Annotated in this window: 12 protein-coding genes; 1 reads left to right on the forward strand and 11 read right to left on the reverse strand. The window is 59.6% G+C overall.

Annotated elements, in window-relative coordinates; genetic code table 11:
• Nucleotides 1–75 precede the first annotated feature (75 nt).
• The 6 genes from ispG to HMPREF1144_RS24850 form a co-directional block, all read right to left on the reverse strand.
• Nucleotides 76–1197 carry a flavodoxin-dependent (E)-4-hydroxy-3-methylbut-2-enyl-diphosphate synthase gene (ispG, locus tag HMPREF1144_RS24825; protein WP_004104485.1) on the reverse strand — a complete coding sequence of 374 codons (1122 nt, stop codon included), beginning with the start codon at nt 1195–1197 and terminating at the stop codon, nt 76–78.
• Nucleotides 1198–1223: 26 nt separating this feature from the next.
• Nucleotides 1224–2213, reverse strand: a complete 990-nt coding sequence (gene rodZ, locus HMPREF1144_RS24830) for a cytoskeleton protein RodZ (RefSeq protein ID WP_004853199.1) — start codon at nt 2211–2213, stop codon at nt 1224–1226.
• A gap of 277 nt (nt 2214–2490) precedes the next feature.
• On the reverse strand, nt 2491–3657 hold the full coding sequence (locus HMPREF1144_RS24835; RefSeq protein WP_004123586.1) for a bifunctional tRNA (adenosine(37)-C2)-methyltransferase TrmG/ribosomal RNA large subunit methyltransferase RlmN: 1167 nt from the start codon (nt 3655–3657) through the stop codon (nt 2491–2493).
• A gap of 413 nt (nt 3658–4070) precedes the next feature.
• Nucleotides 4071–4502, reverse strand: a complete 432-nt coding sequence (gene ndk / locus HMPREF1144_RS24840; RefSeq protein WP_004114414.1) for a nucleoside-diphosphate kinase — start codon at nt 4500–4502, stop codon at nt 4071–4073.
• Nucleotides 4503–4672: 170 nt separating this feature from the next.
• Nucleotides 4673–6997 carry a peptidoglycan glycosyltransferase PbpC gene (gene pbpC, locus HMPREF1144_RS24845; protein WP_009654391.1) on the reverse strand — a complete coding sequence of 775 codons (2325 nt, stop codon included), beginning with the start codon at nt 6995–6997 and terminating at the stop codon, nt 4673–4675.
• Nucleotides 6998–11944 (reverse strand): alpha-2-macroglobulin family protein, encoded by a 4947-nt coding sequence (locus HMPREF1144_RS24850; protein ID WP_009654375.1) that lies wholly within the window; start codon nt 11942–11944, stop codon nt 6998–7000. It abuts the gene before it with no gap.
• A gap of 208 nt (nt 11945–12152) precedes the next feature.
• Between HMPREF1144_RS24850 and sseA the strand changes: the two genes are divergently transcribed.
• Complete coding sequence (gene sseA, locus HMPREF1144_RS24855; protein ID WP_004853206.1) at nt 12153–12998, forward strand: 3-mercaptopyruvate sulfurtransferase; 846 nt, start codon at nt 12153–12155, stop codon at nt 12996–12998.
• A gap of 39 nt (nt 12999–13037) precedes the next feature.
• Here sseA and sseB read toward each other — a convergent pair whose 3' ends face one another.
• The 5 genes from sseB to hscA all read right to left on the reverse strand — a co-directional run bounded on the left by sseB (nt 13038) and on the right by hscA (nt 17708).
• Nucleotides 13038–13814, reverse strand: coding sequence for an enhanced serine sensitivity protein SseB (sseB, locus tag HMPREF1144_RS24860; RefSeq protein ID WP_009654374.1), 777 nt, complete (start codon nt 13812–13814; stop codon nt 13038–13040).
• 111 nt (nt 13815–13925) lie between these two features.
• Complete coding sequence (pepB, locus tag HMPREF1144_RS24865) at nt 13926–15212, reverse strand: aminopeptidase PepB (protein WP_009654373.1); 1287 nt, start codon at nt 15210–15212, stop codon at nt 13926–13928.
• A gap of 106 nt (nt 15213–15318) precedes the next feature.
• Nucleotides 15319–15519 (reverse strand): Fe-S cluster assembly protein IscX, encoded by a 201-nt coding sequence (gene iscX, locus HMPREF1144_RS24870; RefSeq protein ID WP_004104502.1) that lies wholly within the window; start codon nt 15517–15519, stop codon nt 15319–15321.
• 1 nt (nt 15520) lies between these two features.
• The gene (gene fdx, locus HMPREF1144_RS24875) at nt 15521–15856 is read right to left on the reverse strand and encodes an ISC system 2Fe-2S type ferredoxin (protein WP_004104503.1); all 336 of its coding nucleotides are present in this window, start codon (nt 15854–15856) and stop codon (nt 15521–15523) included.
• A 1-nt stretch (nt 15857) separates the two neighbouring features.
• A complete protein-coding gene (gene hscA, locus HMPREF1144_RS24880) occupies nt 15858–17708 on the reverse strand; it encodes a Fe-S protein assembly chaperone HscA (protein WP_009654378.1) in 1851 nt (616 codons plus the stop codon).
• Between the last annotated feature and the right edge of the window lie 9 nt (nt 17709–17717).

The raw sequence follows: 17717 nt of genomic DNA on the forward strand, positions 1-17717 counted from the left end.
TATACAAAAATGAACCCCGGCGCCTCGCGCCCGCAGGTTCAATCATACACGGGAAGCGTATCGCTTCCCAACACGTTATTTCGCTTCAACCTGCTGAATATCGATGCGACGCGCCTCATCCAGCATCGATGCTTTAGCGCGAATACGCGCTTCCAGCTGATCGATCATATCGTCGTTATCCAGTCGGTCTTTACGGACGCCGTCTTCGTACAGGCCGCTTTTCTTGTTGCCGCCGGTCACGCCGAGCGTCGACACCAGTGCCTCACCTGGGCCATTCACCACGCAGCCAATGATCGAAATGTCCATCGGCGTAATGATGTCTTCCAGGCGCTGCTCCAGGGCGTTAACGGTACCGATAACGTCAAACTCCTGACGTGAACATGTCGGGCAGGCAATGAAGTTGATCCCGCGAGAGCGAATGCGCAGCGACTTGAGAATATCGAAGCCAACTTTGATCTCTTCAACCGGATCCGCCGCCAGAGAAACGCGCAAGGTATCGCCGATCCCTTCAGACAGCAGCAGTCCGAGGCCGATCGCGGACTTCACCGCGCCGCTGCGCGCGCCGCCCGCTTCGGTAATCCCGAGATGCAGAGGCTGGTCGATCTGTTTCGCCAGCAGACGATAGGACTCGACCGCGAGGAACACATCGGAAGCTTTTACGCTGACTTTAAACTGATCGAAATTGAGACGATCGAGATGATCGACATGGCGCATTGCCGATTCCAGCAGCGCCTGCGGAGTCGGTTCACCGTATTTCTCCTGGAGATCTTTTTCCAGAGAACCGGCGTTTACCCCGATACGGATGGGAATATTTTTATCGCGAGCGCAGTCCACCACCATGCGGATACGCTCTTCGTTACCGATATTGCCCGGGTTAATACGCAGACAATCAACGCCGTATTCCGCGACCTTCAGCGCAATGCGGTAATCGAAGTGGATATCGGCAACCAGCGGTACGCTAACCTGCTGTTTGATAAGCTTGAACGCTTCCGCCGCGTCCATCGTCGGCACCGAAACGCGCACGATATCCGCGCCAACGCGCTCAAGGGCTTTAATTTGATTTACCGTCGCCGCCACATCGGTGGTGCGCGTGTTTGTCATCGACTGTACGGCGATGGGAGCGCCATCGCCAATCGGCACATTCCCAACGTAAATTCGCTTTGATTTTCTACGTTGAATCGGAGCCTGGTTATGCATGAAAAATCTCCCGCGTTACCCGTCTGTTACTGCGCCGGTGATTGTTCGGCATTAAGGGTGAGACGTGCAACCTGGTTAGTTCTGATAAAACGACTCAAATCGACTGGTTTACCCAGATACTGTATCTGTACCGCCGCCGGGGCACCGATTTTCAGCTTATAAGGCGCCTGACCGCTCAGATTGAGGTTACCGCCTTTACGCTGTAAACCGCTGAACAGCTTTTTACCGGTCGCATCGCTTACTTCCAGCCAGCAGTCGGCGGTAAAATTCAGCACCAGATCCTGAGCCGAGGCTGGCGCAGCGGTCACGTTTGCCTGATCGGTCGGTAGCGGCGAAGTTGGGCTGGCGGGCGCTGGGGTAGCCGCCGTATCAACGTTAGCCTGAGAAGGCGCAACAACGGCGTTGTTATCGACCGGGGCCGCAGTCGCAGCCGGAGCCGAGGTTGCTGGCGCAGAAGAGGTCTCTACCGGCGCGCTGTTAGCCGCGGTATCGGCGGAAGAATTCGCCGAACCATTGTCCAGAGGGATGCTTTGGCTGTTGCTATCGCCAGAATTCAGCTCAGCGGAGGATTGATCGGCCATCGTGGAGATCTCGTCCTGCTGCGCTTTGTGGTCCTGCCACCACCAGGCGCCGCTGAGGCCGATCACCACGAACAGCACCAGCCAGGTAAAACTCATTAGCCATCCATCGCGCTTTTTGCGACGTTTACCCAGCGAGAAGGTCTGCATGGGGGCAACTTTCGCCGCCCGGATCGGAGCCTGCTTGGCCATCATCGGCAGCAGCTCTTCTTCCGGAATGTGCACAAGGCGGGCATAAGAGCGGATATAGCCGCGCAGGAAGGTTGAAGCAAGATCGGCGGGTGCCTTATCGTCTTCAATATCACGAACCGTGGAAACCTTCAGGCATAAGCGTTCAGCCACCGCCTGCTGGCTGAGCCCGAGTTGTTCGCGGGCATTACGCAGACGCGCGCCCGTGGTGTTTGCTTCTTGATGGTCTTGAGTGGCTTCAGTATTCATTCGCTACAACTACTGGTACGTGAAATTTAAAATTCAGCGCCGGTTACCCCGCGCCGCGAGACATCTGCTCAACGTCAGACAAACAGTATAAGTCCGTATGACCTGGTATCACAGAGACTTATCAATATTGAATGCTAAGCGGTTGTTGTACCGCTACATACTGCCTCAAAGTCGACAAAAACGCACCGTAATTATTAACCACAACAGCGTATTTCGCCCGGCGATTCCACATAAATATGCAGCGCACCGCCAGGGCTGTGCGCTGCATCATTTATTATCAGACCGCCTTCACGTCGATGGCTTCGCCCTGCATACGTTTACGCAGCGTACGCTTGGTACGGTCGATAACGTCGCCGGCCAGCTGACCGCAGGCGGCATCAATATCGTCGCCGCGGGTTTTACGCACTATCGTGGTGAAACCATACTCCATTAACACCTTGGAGAAACGGTCGATACGGCTGTTGGAGCTACGGCCATACGGCGCGCCCGGGAAGGGGTTCCATGGGATCAGGTTGATCTTGCACGGCGTATCTTTCAGCAGCGCGGCCAGCTCGTGCGCATGCTCGGTGCCGTCGTTGACGTGATCCAGCATGACGTATTCGATAGTGACGCGTCCCTGGTTGGCGTTGGACTTCGAAATATAGCCACGCACCGAGTTCAGGAAGGTCTCAATATTGTATTTCTTGTTGATCGGCACGATTTCATCACGAATGGTATCGTTCGGCGCGTGCAGAGAGATGGCCAGCGCGACGTCAATCATATCACCAAGCTTATCGAGCGCCGGCACCACGCCGGAAGTGGAGAGCGTGACGCGACGTTTAGAAAGACCAAAGCCGAAGTCGTCGAGCATGATCTCCATGGCCGGCACCACGTTAGTCAGGTTCAGCAGCGGCTCGCCCATCCCCATCATCACCACGTTGGTAATCGGACGTACGCCGGTGGTCTTCACCGCGCCGACGATTTTCGCCGCGCGCCAGACTTGGCCGATAATTTCCGAAACCCGCAGGTTGCGGTTAAAGCCCTGCTGGGCCGTAGAGCAGAATTTACACTCCAGCGCGCAGCCCACCTGGGAAGAAACGCACAGGGTGGCGCGATCGTCTTCCGGGATATACACGGTTTCGACGCGCTGATCGCCAACGGCAATCGCCCACTTAATGGTGCCGTCGCTGGAGCGCTGCTCTTCAACAACTTCCGGAGCGCGAATCTCCGCGACTTCCTTTAATTTGCCGCGCAGAACTTTGTTGATATCGGTCATCTCGTCAAAGTTATCGCAGCAGTAGTGATACATCCATTTCATCACCTGATCGGCGCGGAAAGGCTTTTCGCCCATGTTTTTGAAAAACTCGCGCAGCTGCTGACGGTTCAAATCCAGCAGGTTGATTTTGGCATCTTTGTTCGGCACCGTCAGAGCGGCGCTATCAGGCGTGACTATTTGTTCAGACATAATTGATTCCGGCCTCGTTATTACACGTTATGGCCCCTGGAGGGTTGAAAAAAGAAACGCCCCGGGAGCGACTGCTCATCCGGGGCGCTGTATTCTACAAATTCTGGTCCATCAATACCACGTTTGCACGCAGCAATGATGAAAAAATCTGTAACTGCCTGGCAGATCCTCTAAGGATTTTCGATTGTCGCAAGGCGGTAAGCAAGTGAAGCCCCGGGAGCATAGATAAGCGACCGGGGGGAACGCGCGCAGCCAACACCACGATAGTCGAAAAGACGACGAGGATGGGTATCTCCAAAGTATTTTACGTCACGGCGAGGCGGCGAATTCGCAAATCCCGGGAGCATAGATAACTATGTGACCGGGGTGCGCGAATGAAGCCAACAAAGCGGTGGCGTGAAAGACGCGGGAGATTAGCGGGTGCGCGGGCAAACCTCGCCTTCAGCAAAGAAAAACGCGATCTCGCGCGCAGCGGATTCAACGGAATCGGAACCGTGGGTGCCGTTCTCGGTGAAGCTGTCAGCGTAGTCTGCGCGCAGGGTACCCGCCAGCGCGTTCGCCGGGTTGGTTGCGCCCAGCAGGTCGCGATGACGCTGAACCGCATTTTCGCCTTCCAGCACGGAAACCACGATCGGGCCGGAAGTCATGAATTCAACCAGACCGTCAAAGAACGGGCGACCTTCGTGCTCAGCATAGAAGCCGCGAGCCTGCTCAACGGTCAGATGCAGCATTTTGGTGCCAACAATTTTGAACCCTGCAGCTTCAAAGCGAGAAAAGATGCCGCCAATAACGTTTTTTGCCACCGCGTTTGGTTTGATGATGGAAAAAGTACGTTCAATAGCCATGATAACCTCTTTATATATGTTGTTCTGTTTTGCAGATGAGCAGATGAGACCGATAAATACGGCGCGAATTATAATCATCATCTAAGGCTATTGCCTATGTGTTTAGGTAACATTTTTTTAAAAAAAAGCGACCTTAAACAACAAATCCCGCCAATTAAGGCACGTTACGTTTATTGCACGGTGAAGTTCGCGGCAACAATTTGCCCCGCCTCGTCCATAACCACCAGCTGATAACGGTCAGGGCGATCGATGTTAAGGGTCGCGCTGGCGCCTTCTGCGGTCAGCGGTTCGCCGTTCAGAAACCACCAGCGCCGTCCTTCCCCGCCGGTCGTTTGCAACGGCAGCATCACCTTCAGCTCGCCGGGCAGACGTTTAACCACCGCGCCTTCACGGATGCCGGATAGCACCAGCGGGGCGGCATCGGCGGTTTGCACCGGCGGGCAGTCCGCCGAAACCGCCGGCAGCCTGACGCGACGTCGTTCGCCCGCGGGCAGCCAGGGTTCAAGCGGCAGCGGCCAGACGTCGAGGCTTTTCGCCACCGCACCGGGGCAATCTGCCGCCACCCGCTGCCCTTTCTCATTCAGCCATACCGGAAAACGAATCCCGCGAATACCTTCCTGGCCGGGCAGCAGCAGGGTCGGCGGCTGGCTCTCATCGAGCAGCCAGGTGGCCAGCCGTCGGCGGCAGTTCGCGTCGCCCGCGGGTAAATTCTGCCCGCCGGGCCAGCAAACCGTCCCGGCGCTGACCGACGGCGGGCGAGGGTCGGCCGGCAATCCGACGCGGCTCATGACCGGGCGCGCCAGCAGCATATTATTCACCTGGTTCAGCAACGGCACCGCGCTGGCGAAGCCAAATTGCCCGACGACCGGCGTGCCGTCGGGTCGTCCGGTCCAGATACCAATCAGATAGCGGGCGTTCACGCCGATCGCCCAGGCGTCGCGATAGCCGTAGCTGGTGCCGGTTTTCCACGCCAGCGGCACCACCTGCACCAGCGACGCATCGGGCACCGGCTGCGCTTCGCCGGCCAGCATGCGCCGCACGATCCAAGCGGCGCCCGGCGACAGCAGCGGCCTCTCAACCAGCGGTGAGTCCGGCGTGATGCGCAATTGTCCCGCCTTACCATGGCGGGCGAACGCGCTGTACGCCGCCACGATATCCGCCAGACGCGCGCCGCCGCCGCCGAGGATCAGCGACAGATTCGGCTCCGCGCCGGCGGGCAGCATCAGCGGTAATCCGGCATTGCGTAGCCTGGCGGCAAAACGCTTCGGCCCGTAGGCCTCCAGCACCTGCACTGCCGGAAGGTTCAGCGAGCGAACCAGCGCGTCGCTGGCGCTCACCGGCCCGTGAAAACCGCTGTCAAAATTCCCCGGTCGGTAGTCGCTAAACCGTCGCGGCACATCCTGTAACAACGAGGCCGGATGGATCAGCCCCTCATCCAGCGCCATACCATAAACAAACGGCTTCAGAACCGAGCCCGGGGAGCGGATCGCCGAGACCATATCAATATGACCAAAGCGGCTATCATCGTTGATATCCACCGACCCTACCCAACCACGCACCTTCATATTGGTATGGTCGACCACGATCATCGCTAAAGAGCTGCGCGGCGGCAGGCGCGATTTCCAGTTCAGCGCCAGGTCTTCCAGCTGCCGCTGTAGTCCGGCATCCAGCGTCGTTACCACCTTCTCTGCGCGGCTGCTCGCCAGCGCGCGGCGGGCAAAAAGCGGCGCCAGCTGCGGCATCTGCCGCGGAAAGAGCCAGATGGGCTCTTCGATGGCTTCTCGTACCGGCTGCGCCGGCCACACGCCCTGATTTTCCATCCGCAGCAGCACTTTATCGCGCGCCGCCTGCGCTCGCGCCGGCCAGCGATCCGGACGCAGCCTGCTCGGCGCCTGCGGCAGTACCGCCAGCAGCGCCGCTTCGCCATAGCTGAGCTGCGCGGGCGGTTTACCGAGATAGGCCCAGCTGGCCGCGCCGATCCCCTGCAGCGTACCGCCGAACGGCGCCCGGTTGAGGTAGAGCGTGAGGATCTCGCTTTTTGACAGATGCCACTCCAGCTGCAGCGCGCGCCATAGCTGACGCAGCTTGCCGCCGAAGGTCCGGGGATGCGGATCGAGCAGACGCGCCACCTGCATGGTCAGGGTGCTGCCCCCGGAGATCACCCGCCCGGAAGTGAGATCCTGCCAGGCGGCGCGAACGATCGAGAACGGATTAACGCCGGGGTGATCCCAGAACCAGCGATCTTCATACTGGATCAGCGCCTGTAAATAGCGCGGCGAAACGTCTGCCAGGGTCACCGGATAGCGCCAGACGCCCTGCGCGTCGGCGAAACGCCACAGCGGCGTTCCGTCTTCCGCCACCACCACTCTGGCAGGCGTCACCTCGCGCAGCGGCAGCGGCCACAGGCGATCGGCGGCCAGCAGCAGCAGCCACAGCAAAAAAATAAACGCCGCCAGCCAGCGCCAGCAGCGTTTAATGCGCTTCAGTGCCCGCATTTAGGGTGCAACTGTGAGCGGTCCGCTGGCCGCGCCGGTTGCCCGCCACTGCGGCACGTACATTGATTCGACCTGCGGCTGCGGTACCTGATAGGTGCCCGGCGTCACCGCGCGCGCCAGATAAACCAGCGTCACCGGCTGGCCTTCATTGATAGCCACCGCGGCGACGAAGCGATCGTCGCGAAACTCAATGTGCTGAATATCGGCCTGCTGCATCTGGTTAAGCAGATTCTGCACCACCTCGCCGTTCTCCTGCAGGCTGGCGCTGCTGTTGGCCAGATTCTGGTTTTCCAGCTCCAGCCCCGCCGGGAGTAAATCCACCACCAGCGCGTCCGGGACGTTACGCTTTGCCGTCACTTCCAGCTTTACCAGCACCAGTTCGCCGCTGCGCAGCGAAGAGAGCGATTTCTGCTGGCCCTGGGTATCGAAAATTTGCCGTTCAATGCCAAGCACGTTGCCCCCCGGCTGCGGCGCGTTCTGCGGATAGCCGCTGCTGTCGAGACGGAGCCACAGCGGCTGCTGGCCGGTATTGGTCACCTGCAAGGCCGCCAGCTGGTCGCCGGTCAGGTTGCGGGTTTGCGCTTTATCGCCGGAGAGCGGTTCGGCCTGCACGGAGGTTTGCGCCTGCCAGCTGCCGGGGAGATCCTGCAGCGTACGCCCGGCCAGGAACAGGGCGTTACTCTCCTGCGTCGAAAGCCAGCGCTGGCCGTATGCCTCTTCCGCCAGATTGCTGAGTAGCGTATTTTGCGCTTCCGGCAGCAGTTTGTTCTCCTCCAGCAGCGCCAGCTTCAGCGCATCGTCGCGCAGTTCGCTGCCGTAATCGCCGAGCCAGCGGTTCGCATCCTGACGCGGTGTGGCCATCGCCAGCTTCAGGGCCTCGTCGCCGCGCGGCGCATCGCCCATCAATTTCAGGGCCACGCCCAGCTGCAGCAGCGGCAGACCGGAACGCGCCTGGTCGTGACGGCTCCAGATCTCGCGCAGCGCGCCGAGCGGTGCTTTCTGCTGCCGGGCCAGCACCAGCGCGGCGTAGGCCTGAGCGGCAAAGCGGCTGGCCTGGGCATCATCGCTATAGCGGACGGTCATCAGCCCCGGCTCCTGTAAATAACGCAGCAGACGCTGGTTACCGCTGTTGACAGCGTTAGTCGGGACGCTGTAGCCCTGCTCGCCCGCCCGGACGAGGAAGTCCATCGCGTAGGCGCTCAGCCAGTACTCCTCCGGCCCTTGTTTATCCCACAGGGCGAAACCGCCATCATCGCGCTGCATCTGCAGCAGGCGAGAAATGCCGATATCCACCGCCGCGCGTCGTTTTTCATCGCTATCGCCGCTGATGCCCAACGCTTTAAGCTGGACGGCGTTGGTATAGAGCGACGGGAACAGCCCGCTGGTGGTCTGCTCCAGGCAACCATAGGGATAGGCTTTCAGGTCGCGAATATAGCGCGCCAGGTTCAGCGGCGGCTTGCCGCTGAACACCAGTTGCCCCTGCAACGTCGCCGGCGAGAAGCCCTCGCTTTGCGCCGCCGGAGCCTGCCAGCTTTCACCCGGCTGGAGAACGGCGCCGGAATTCACGGTTTGCGCCGGGAAAGCCGGACGCACGCCCAGCTGCCACTGCTTCTGCATCGGCGCGAAGGTTTCACCCGGCAGGTTCAGGCCGCTGATAGTGGCATTCACCTGACCATCGCCGAAACCTTCATGCGCGCGGACGGGTATAAACAGGGTGCTACGCGCGCCGGGCGCCAGCTGCACCGGCGGTATTTCTCCCCCTTCAAGCTGCAGCAGACCGCTGGCGGTCAGCGCAACGTTGAGGGTTTGCGGCTTATCGGTCAGGTTACTGAGATCCAGCGCCAGACGAGTGGTATCTCCGCTGGCGAGGAATCTCGGCATGTTCAGCTCGGCAATGACCGGCGCTGCCACAATCGTTTTCCCTTCGCTGCTGCCAAAATCGTCAGCGGTCCACGCCTGGGCCATCACCCGCAGTTCGCCGTTAAAGTCGCCAATCGGCAGAGTCACCGTTCCTTCGCCTTTCTCATCCAGCATCACCGGCTGCGCCTGCTGGGCGATAATCGTCACGTGATTAACCGGCGGTTTGCCGCCGCGTTTGAGTTCATCACCGTCGCCGCCGAAGCGCAGGCTGGCGAGTCTCCCCTGCCCTTCGATCACCTGACCATAGATATCGTAAATATCAGCGCCGTAGCGTTTCTGTCCAAAGAAAGCGTTCCACGGATCCGGCGTTGCATAGTCGGTGATATTAAGTACCCCGCTATCCACGGCGGAGAACAGTACGTTAACCTGTTTCGGCGTCTCGCCTTCTTTGACGCTGGCCTTAACGTTGACCGTCAGCGGCTGGTTGGGGCGCATTTTTTCCGGCGCTTCGAGCGTCAGATTCAGACGGCGATTTTCATCGCCAAGCGGCAGATGCAGAAGACCCACCGCCCGTTTTGGCGTCGCGGACTGGGATTTATCCCCCGGACGAATCACCAGGGTGCTGAGGTACAGGTCGTGACGATTCCACGCTTTATCCACCGGGATCGATAACTCCATCCCTTCCGCCGGAACGTCAATCTCCTGCCACCACAGCGGCCCTTCGCTTGATTCCACCAGCGCGTAGCCTTTACCGGCTGCCGGAGCGGCGATATGCAGCTTGATCGTATCGCCCGGTTTATAGGCCGGTTTGTCCAGCTTCATGGTGACGCGGTCCGGACGCGCCGCCCCCTGGCCGTCGCTGTTATCCTGCCAGCTGTATCCGGCCCAGAAGCGCACGCTGCTGACCGCATCATCCGGCCCTTTAACTTCCAGGCGATAAGAACCCCACTCGACCGGGAAGCTCACTTTCGCCGTTTGTCCGGCTGAAATATCCAGCGACTCCTCACCTTCCTGAAGATCTTTTTGATCGAACTGCGACTGCCAGCCTTCGCTCTCGGACCAGTTCCAGTAGTAGTCGCGGCGTTCGCGAATCAACCGAACCTGCAGCCCGGAGACCGCTTTCTTCTCACCTTTGGCGTCGGCATACACAATCTCAAACGCGGCGGTGCCGTTTTCATCCACCACCGGCTGCTTGATAGTGCTGTCGGTGCGATAGTCGTAAACCTCTTTCAGGGCAAATTCCGGTCGGATACCCGGCAGCGTTTCGGCCGGCCATATCGGCTGCCTGACGGTGCGCGTGACCGGTCTGCCGCCGGACTCCAGCAGGCTGGCCTGCAGGATCACCTGCAGCGGCGAGCGGCTCTCCTGCCACTGGCTGGCGGCGGTGACTTCCGCACGTCCGCGATCGTCAAGGGTGGTCTGTACTTCATCCAGGCTGCGGGAAAGGTTCTCTTCGGCAATGTCGCCAAACTGGAAGCCCGGCAGCGCAGGCACCGCATCGCGCAGCGGACGCAGGAACAGTTTACCCTGCAGCGGGTTGCCGCTGGCCGGCGCGCCGTACAGATACGCCCCGCTCACGGCAAAGCTGACATCCGCAGCCGGCGAAACCGGGGCATTTTGCGGCGTGAGATTCAGCGCCATGCGCTCAGGCATAAAATCTTCAACGTGAAAATCCCACTCGCGCGGCTGGTTGTCGCCGGTGCTGGCGCGAATGTGCCACATCCCGGTCGCCGCGCCGCTATCAAGGGGATAAGTAAACTGGTACAGGCCGTTAACCGGTTTGCTGACCGTCGAACGAATAACCTGGCCATCCGGCTGAACCACTTCCAGCTTCACCGGCTGCTCGGGGAGCGGTTTACCGTCACTATCGCGCAGTAGCGCGTTGAGAATAACCGTTTCGCCCGGGCGATAGAGATCCCGTGGGCCAAACATAAATAGCTGCTTGCTGAAGCCCGGCGCGCCGGCGATGGAAAATTCAGCCAGGTCCAGCGCCGGGAGTTTGAGATCCAGCAGAGTGGTTTGCCCGTCCTTACGCGCCAGCAGCAGCGCCGCTTCTTTGTCCGTTTGCAGCGTCACGTGCCCCTGAGCGTCGCTCTTCGCCTGCGCCAGGGTTTGCCCTTTGGCGTTCAGCAGCTGCACATCGATACCGGACTGCGCCGCGCCGTTTTCCAGGCTCTGGGTAAAGACATCCAGCCGGTTGTGGTAGCGGTGCGCGGATACGCCGATATCGCTGAGGGTGAACAGCGTCGCGGCGTTGCTATAGCTGTAGCGGCCCGCCTGGTTCATCACCGCGATATAGACGCCCGGCTCCTGCAACGGCTTGATATCCGCCAGCGGCAGCAGCAGTTTTTCGCGCGTATTACGCGCGGGGTTGAGGTCAAAACGGCCGGTATAGACCAGATCGGCCATCTTCAGCAGCTCATCCGACTCCCAGTTACTCAATGAATTACGGTATTCCCATTGGCTGACGAAGGCCGAAAGTGATTCTGGTTTAATACGGAAAAAATTGACGTCGATGTTATCGACATTCAGCGCCATCACCGGCAATCCGGCCACCACTTTCCCCGGCAGCAGCGAACCGCGGCTGGCAAAGCCGATGCTCGGGGCAATATCGCGGGTGGTAATAGTTTTTTCAAAGCTGCTGTCAAAGGTCGCTTTATTCAGCGCCGCCAGGGTTGGATCTATCGATACAATCAGCTCGCGTTTTGGCTCAAGATGGCGAAGCCGCAGCTCTTTCAGGTTAGGCGCCAGCTCCCAGGCCCCATCAACTTTGCCGCTTTTTTTATCGACCAGATGTACGCTACGGGAGAAGTCCTGATCCGGCTGCAGAGGGATTGAGAAGGTCAGCACCAGAGTCGACGCACCGTCGAGCTGTACTTCCGAGGCATCCAGCAGCGTTAGCGCTTTGCCTTTGCTTTTGTCCGCCAGCGCCGCCAGCTGGCTGGCATCAGGCTTCGCGCTAGCTTTATCCGTCGCCGCAGACGCCGCGGGCGCAGCCGCCTGCTGTTTGCCGCTGTCGTCGCAGCCGGTCAACGATAGCGCGGTGAGTAGCGCCAGAGATAGTGCCGCCAAACGAAATGGTTTCATCCTTCTAACCCCTCGGCCCGCAGGCCAGATACATTAAGTGAACACATTATTATGCGTTAACAATATCATTACCAACAGCGACGAGAATAGAATCAAACTCCCGAGAGTCAATCATCCGTGATACGGTCGCCACTCTGGGATCCATAACTTGTCACTCTCCCGGAAAACGTCGACAATTCATTCTTGAACAATAAAAAAGGAGACGCCGATGTCTACCTCGTTTTTTGTCGCTGCCGACTGGCTGGCGGAACATATTGATGACCCGGAAATCCAGATTATTGACGCCCGTATGGCTCCGCCGGGACAGGAACAGCGCGATCTTAACGCTGAGTATCAGGCAGGCCATATTCCCGGCGCCGTTTTTTTCGATATCGAAGCCCTCTCCGACCATACCAGCCCGCTGCCGCATATGATGCCGCGCGCCGAGGCATTTGCCGTCGCCATGCGTGAACTGGGCGTCAGCAGCGATAAGCATCTGGTGGTATACGATGAAGGCAATCTCTTCTCCGCGCCACGTGCCTGGTGGATGCTGCGCACCTTCGGTGTCGAAAGAGTTTCGATTGTCGCCGGTGGACTGGAAGGCTGGCGTCGCGATGAGCTGCCGCTGGAGCAAGGTCTACCGGCGCTGCCGGAAGGCGAGTTTGACGCTAATTTCGATCCCCAAGTGATCAAACGGTTAACCGACGTTCTGCTGGTCAGCCATGAAGGATCGGCGCAGATCGTCGATGCGCGCCCGGCAGGACGCTTTAATGGCCAGGTGGCAGAGCCGCGACCGGGACTGCGCAGCGGGCATATTCCCGGCGCGCTAAACGTACCGTGGACGGAACTGGTGATTAACGGCGAACTCAAAACCACCGATGAACTCAACGAGATCTTCGCGCGTCAGGGCGTCGATTTTGAACGGCCGATTATTGCCAGCTGCGGCTCCGGCGTAACGGCGGCGGTCGTCGTGCTGGCGCTCACCACCCTCGGCGTTAACGGCGTTAGCCTGTACGACGGCTCATGGAGCGAATGGGGCGCGCGGACGGATTTGCCGATTGAACCGGCGCAGTAGGCCGTAAAGAGAACAATGGGGGCCTGAGCCCCCGTTGAGTTAAATAATCCGATTGTGCTTAAAGTCGCGCAGGAAGCTGCCCCAGCGCTTTTCATAGAACGGCGTGATGTGGGCGATCATAAAGTGGCTAATCCCCTTTTCCCCCTCCACCACCTGACAGATATCAATCGGCTCGTCGCCGGGAAGCGTATCGGTCGCCACGCTGCCGGTCGCCTGAATAACCTCCTCAATATCGCCTTCCGCTTCAATGCCAATCAGCAGGTTGGCTGGCGCATCGGCGCTGTCTTTGATAGAGCATAAAAACGCGCGCTTCACCGTTTTCAGGGTCTTAAACAGCGTGGTCAGCGAGTCCACCATCTGCGCGGGCGGCTCGGCAACCTCAGACAGCAACAGCGACTCTCCGCCTTCAATCACGGTCTGGGTGCTGAGCGGGCTGCCCTCTTCCCCCAGCAGATGGCTAATCTCACGCGGCGCAAACTCTTTGCCGGTGGCGAGTTTGGCATTGAGATAGAGCGTTTCGCCGAGGGTCATGGCGAACAGCGTGCGCACCGGCATCACCACAAAAGACTGTTCGTCCTCAACGGCCTGCTGCAGCGCTTCCAGCGAGGTGAAAAAAGGAATGACCGATGTGCCATCATCTTTTTCCCAGTGCTGCAGATCCAGCACGCTGTCTTCAACGACCTGCTCGCCCTGAGCGGCGGCTCCGGGTACCCACACGGTAGCTTCCAGCAGCGTACGGAAAAACGCCGGACGATGGCCTGGCTCGGTAGCCGCCTTCTCCAGCAGGGTTTCTAGCTCATTTTTAGTTTCTGACATAGTAGTTCCACAACGAAAATCCCCTCACCCCGCCTCCCTCCACAGAGGAAGCGGGAGAAAGCCGAACGTGACCTCCCCCTGAAACAGCAGGGGGAGGGTCAGGGGAAAGGGTTATTCCGCGGTCAGCAAATTAGCAATAGTGCGCACGCCGAGGCCGGTCGCGCCCGCCGACCACTGCTCAACCGCAGATTTGCGGTAGGTCGCCGAGCAGTCGATATGCAGCCAGCCTTCATGATAATTCTCCACGAAGTGCGACAGGAAGCCCGCCGCGGTGCTGGCGCCGGCCGGATAGGCTGCGCTGCCGGTATTGTTCAGTTCAGCAAAGTTGGACGGCAGCTGGCCGCGGTGGAACTCAGCCAGCGGCAGGCGCCAGAAAGCTTCGTTTTCAGCCTGCGCGCTCGCCAGCAGGCGATTCGCCAGCGCATCGTCAAAGCTGAACAGCGCGTGATAATCATTGCCCAGCGCGGTTTTCGCCGCGCCGGTCAGCGTGGCGGCATCGATGATCAGCGCCGGCTTTTGCGCCGAAGCATCGATCAGGCCGTCCGCCAGCACCAGGCGACCTTCCGCATCGGTGTTCATGATTTCCACGGTTTTGCCGTTGCGATAGTGGATAATATCGCCCAGTTTGAAGGCGTTACCGCTAATCAGGTTATCGGCGCAGCACAGATACAGCTTCACGCGCTTGTTCAGGCCGCGCGTGATGGCGAACGCCAGCGCGCCGGTTACCGTCGCCGCGCCGCCCATATCGGACTTCATCGAGTCCATAAACGCGCTCTGCTTGATGCTGTATCCGCCGGAGTCAAAGGTGATGCCTTTACCGACCAGGCAGGCGTACACCGGGGCTTCTTTGTTGCCGGTTGGGTTATAGTCCAGCGCCAGCAGGACCGGCGGACGCTCGGAGCCGCGGCCGACGGTGTGGAGGCCCAGGTAGTTCTGCTCGCGCAGATCTTCGCCCTTGGTGATGCGATAAGAGACGTTATCGCAGGCTACGCTGCACAGCAGGTCTACCGCACGCTGCGCCAGCTGTTCCGGCCCCAGCTCTTCCGCCGGGGCGTTGATGGTGTCGCGGACCCAGTCAATAATGGTCAGGCGGTTATCCAGTTCGCTTTTCTGCGCATCGTCGAGGGTCGGCCACTCCACTTTGCGGCTGCCTTTCGGGCCTTTATAGCCGGCCCAGAACGCCCATGCGCGATCGGTATCCCAACCCTCGCCGTCTAGCGCGACATGTTTGATGCCCATGCCGTCAATTTTTCGCGCCGCGCGCTGAATCAAACCGAGGTCGTCTTTGCCGTTCAGATGCAGGGCGATGCCGTCGTTATTAATGCTGTAAGATGCTTTTTCTCCCCAGCGCGCATCGGCTGGCTGAGCGGTAAGCGTAATTTTCATAGCTTCGGTCATTATCATTATCCTTCTTAGCAAACGGGCCGCCGTATGGCAGCCCGTAAAGTTCTTTCGCTCGTTGATTCATCCGGCTTAAACCACCGGATAAATCATGACGCGAAAATTATTCTGCTTCGTCTAACCAGACTAGCAGAATCGCCTCAAGAATTTTTTCATTGGATGCGTTCGGATCGTCATCAAACTCTTCCAGATCGCAAATCCACTGATGCAGATCGGTGAAGCGAACGGTTTTCGGGTCGAGATCCGGGAAAGCGTCGTACAGCGCTTCGCCGATTTCACGACTATCAGTCCATTTCAGTCCCATATTAATGCTCGCGTGCGTGGTTGATGGTGTAACGCGGAATTTCGATGACCAAATCTTCGTCAGTCACCCGCGCCTGGCAGCTCAGACGGCTGTCGGGCTCAAGCCCCCAGGCCTTATCCAGCATGTCGTCTTCATCTTCGGTACTTTCCGCCAGCGAGTCAAAGCCTTCACGCACGATGCAGTGGCAGGTGGTGCAGGCACAGGATTTTTCGCAGGCGTGTTCAATCTCAATACCGCTACGCAGCGCTGCATCAAGAATGGTCTCACCGGTCTCAGCTTCCACAACTACGCCATCCGGACACAGGTCCTGGTGGGGCAGAAAAACAATTTTTGGCATTTTAAACCTCGTCCACGGATTGGCCTTTCAGCGCGATACGGACCGATTGATCCATACGACGTGCGGCAAATTCCTGGGTTTGTGTGTCGATATTTTTAATCGCTTCTTTGATTGCATCGGCATCGTCACCTGCCGCTGCGGCGCGCACTTGCTCCGCGGCGTCATCGATAGCCTGACGCTCTGCGGCGCTTAACAGCGCGGCGTCGGCGGCCAGCGCGCTGACCAGACTTTCCAGTACGCGCGCGGCTTCAACTTTTTGCTCGGCCAGCATACGCGCCTGGACATCCTGTTCGGCGTAGCTCATCGAATCTTTAATCATGCTGGCGATCTCGCCATCGGTCAGACCGTAGGACGGTTTCACCTGGATAGAGGCCTCAACGCCGGTCGATTTCTCCATCGCCGTCACGCTCAGCAGGCCATCGGCATCCACCTGGAAGGTTACGCGAATATGCGCCCCGCCCGCCGGTAATGCCGGAATGCCGCGCAGCGCAAAGCGCGCCAGGGAGCGGCAGTCCTGCACCAGCTCGCGCTCGCCCTGCATAACGTGGATAGACATCGCCGTCTGACCATCTTTGAAGGTAGTGAACTCCTGCGCGCGCGCCACCGGAATGGTGGTGTTGCGCGGGATAACCTTCTCCACCAGGCCACCCATGGTTTCCAGCCCCAGAGAGAGCGGAATGACGTCAAGCAGCAGCAGCTCGCTGTCCGGCTTATTGCCCACCAGGATATCCGCCTGAATCGCCGCGCCGATGGCGACGACTTTATCCGGGTCGATAGAGGTCAGCGGCGTACGGCCAAAGAATTCGCCGACGCGCTCGCGCACCAGCGGCACGCGGGTCGAGCCGCCCACCATCACCACTTCCAGCACCTCTTGCGCCTCAACGCCGGCGTCTTTCAACGCGCGACGGCAGGCCAGCAAGGTGCGTTTGACCAGCGGCGCGATCAGCGCATTAAACTGGCTGCGGGTCACCCCCCCCTGCCAGCCGCCGACGTTCACCCGCGCCGTCTCGGCATCGCTGAGGGCGATTTTCGCCGCGATCGCCGCGTCGAGCAGTTCGCGCTGCAGGCGGTTATCGCTGCGATCGCTCAGGCCAGCCTGCTCGCGCAGATAATCGGCCAGCAGATGATCGAAATCGTCGCCGCCGAGCGCGGAATCGCCGCCGGTGGCCAGGACTTCAAACACGCCGCGGCTCAAGCGCAGCACGGAGATATCAAAAGTACCGCCGCCGAGATCGTAAACCGCGATGACCCCTTCCTGACCGGAGTCCAGGCCGTAGGCTATCGCCGCCGCGGTCGGCTCGTTCAGCAGACGCAGCACGTGCAGGCCCGCCAGACGCGCCGCGTCTTTGGTTCCCTGACGCTGAGCATCATCGAAGTAGGCCGGCACGGTAATCACCACGCCGTCGAGCTCGCCCGCCAGCGCCTCGGTGGCGCGTTCGGCCAGCGCTTTTAGAATATCGGCAGATACGCGGATCGGATTGAGCAAACCCCCCGTAGTCTGAATCATCGGCAGGCCGTTTTCGCTGGCCTGCAGCTGATAAGGCAGATGTGGGTAGCGGGCCTCGATATCGGCCAGAGAGCGGCCCATCATGCGTTTGACGGAGCTGATGGTGTTGACCGGATCCTGAGCGGCGTTTTGCCGCGCGTCATAGCCCACCGTCAAACCCGAAGCCTGATAGTTCACCACCGACGGCAGCAAATAGCGCCCCTGATGGTCGGGCAGAGTTTCGGCCTGGCCGCTACGCACGGTAGCCACCAGTGAATTGGTGGTGCCCAGGTCGATACCCGCCGCCAGACGTCGCTGGTGCGGCGCGGCGCTCAGTCCGGGCTCACTAATTTGTAATAAGGCCATAATTGCTTC

Source organism: Klebsiella sp. OBRC7 (genome assembly GCF_000293135.1).
In the GTDB taxonomy this organism is placed as follows: Bacteria; Pseudomonadota; Gammaproteobacteria; order Enterobacterales; family Enterobacteriaceae; genus Klebsiella; species Klebsiella michiganensis.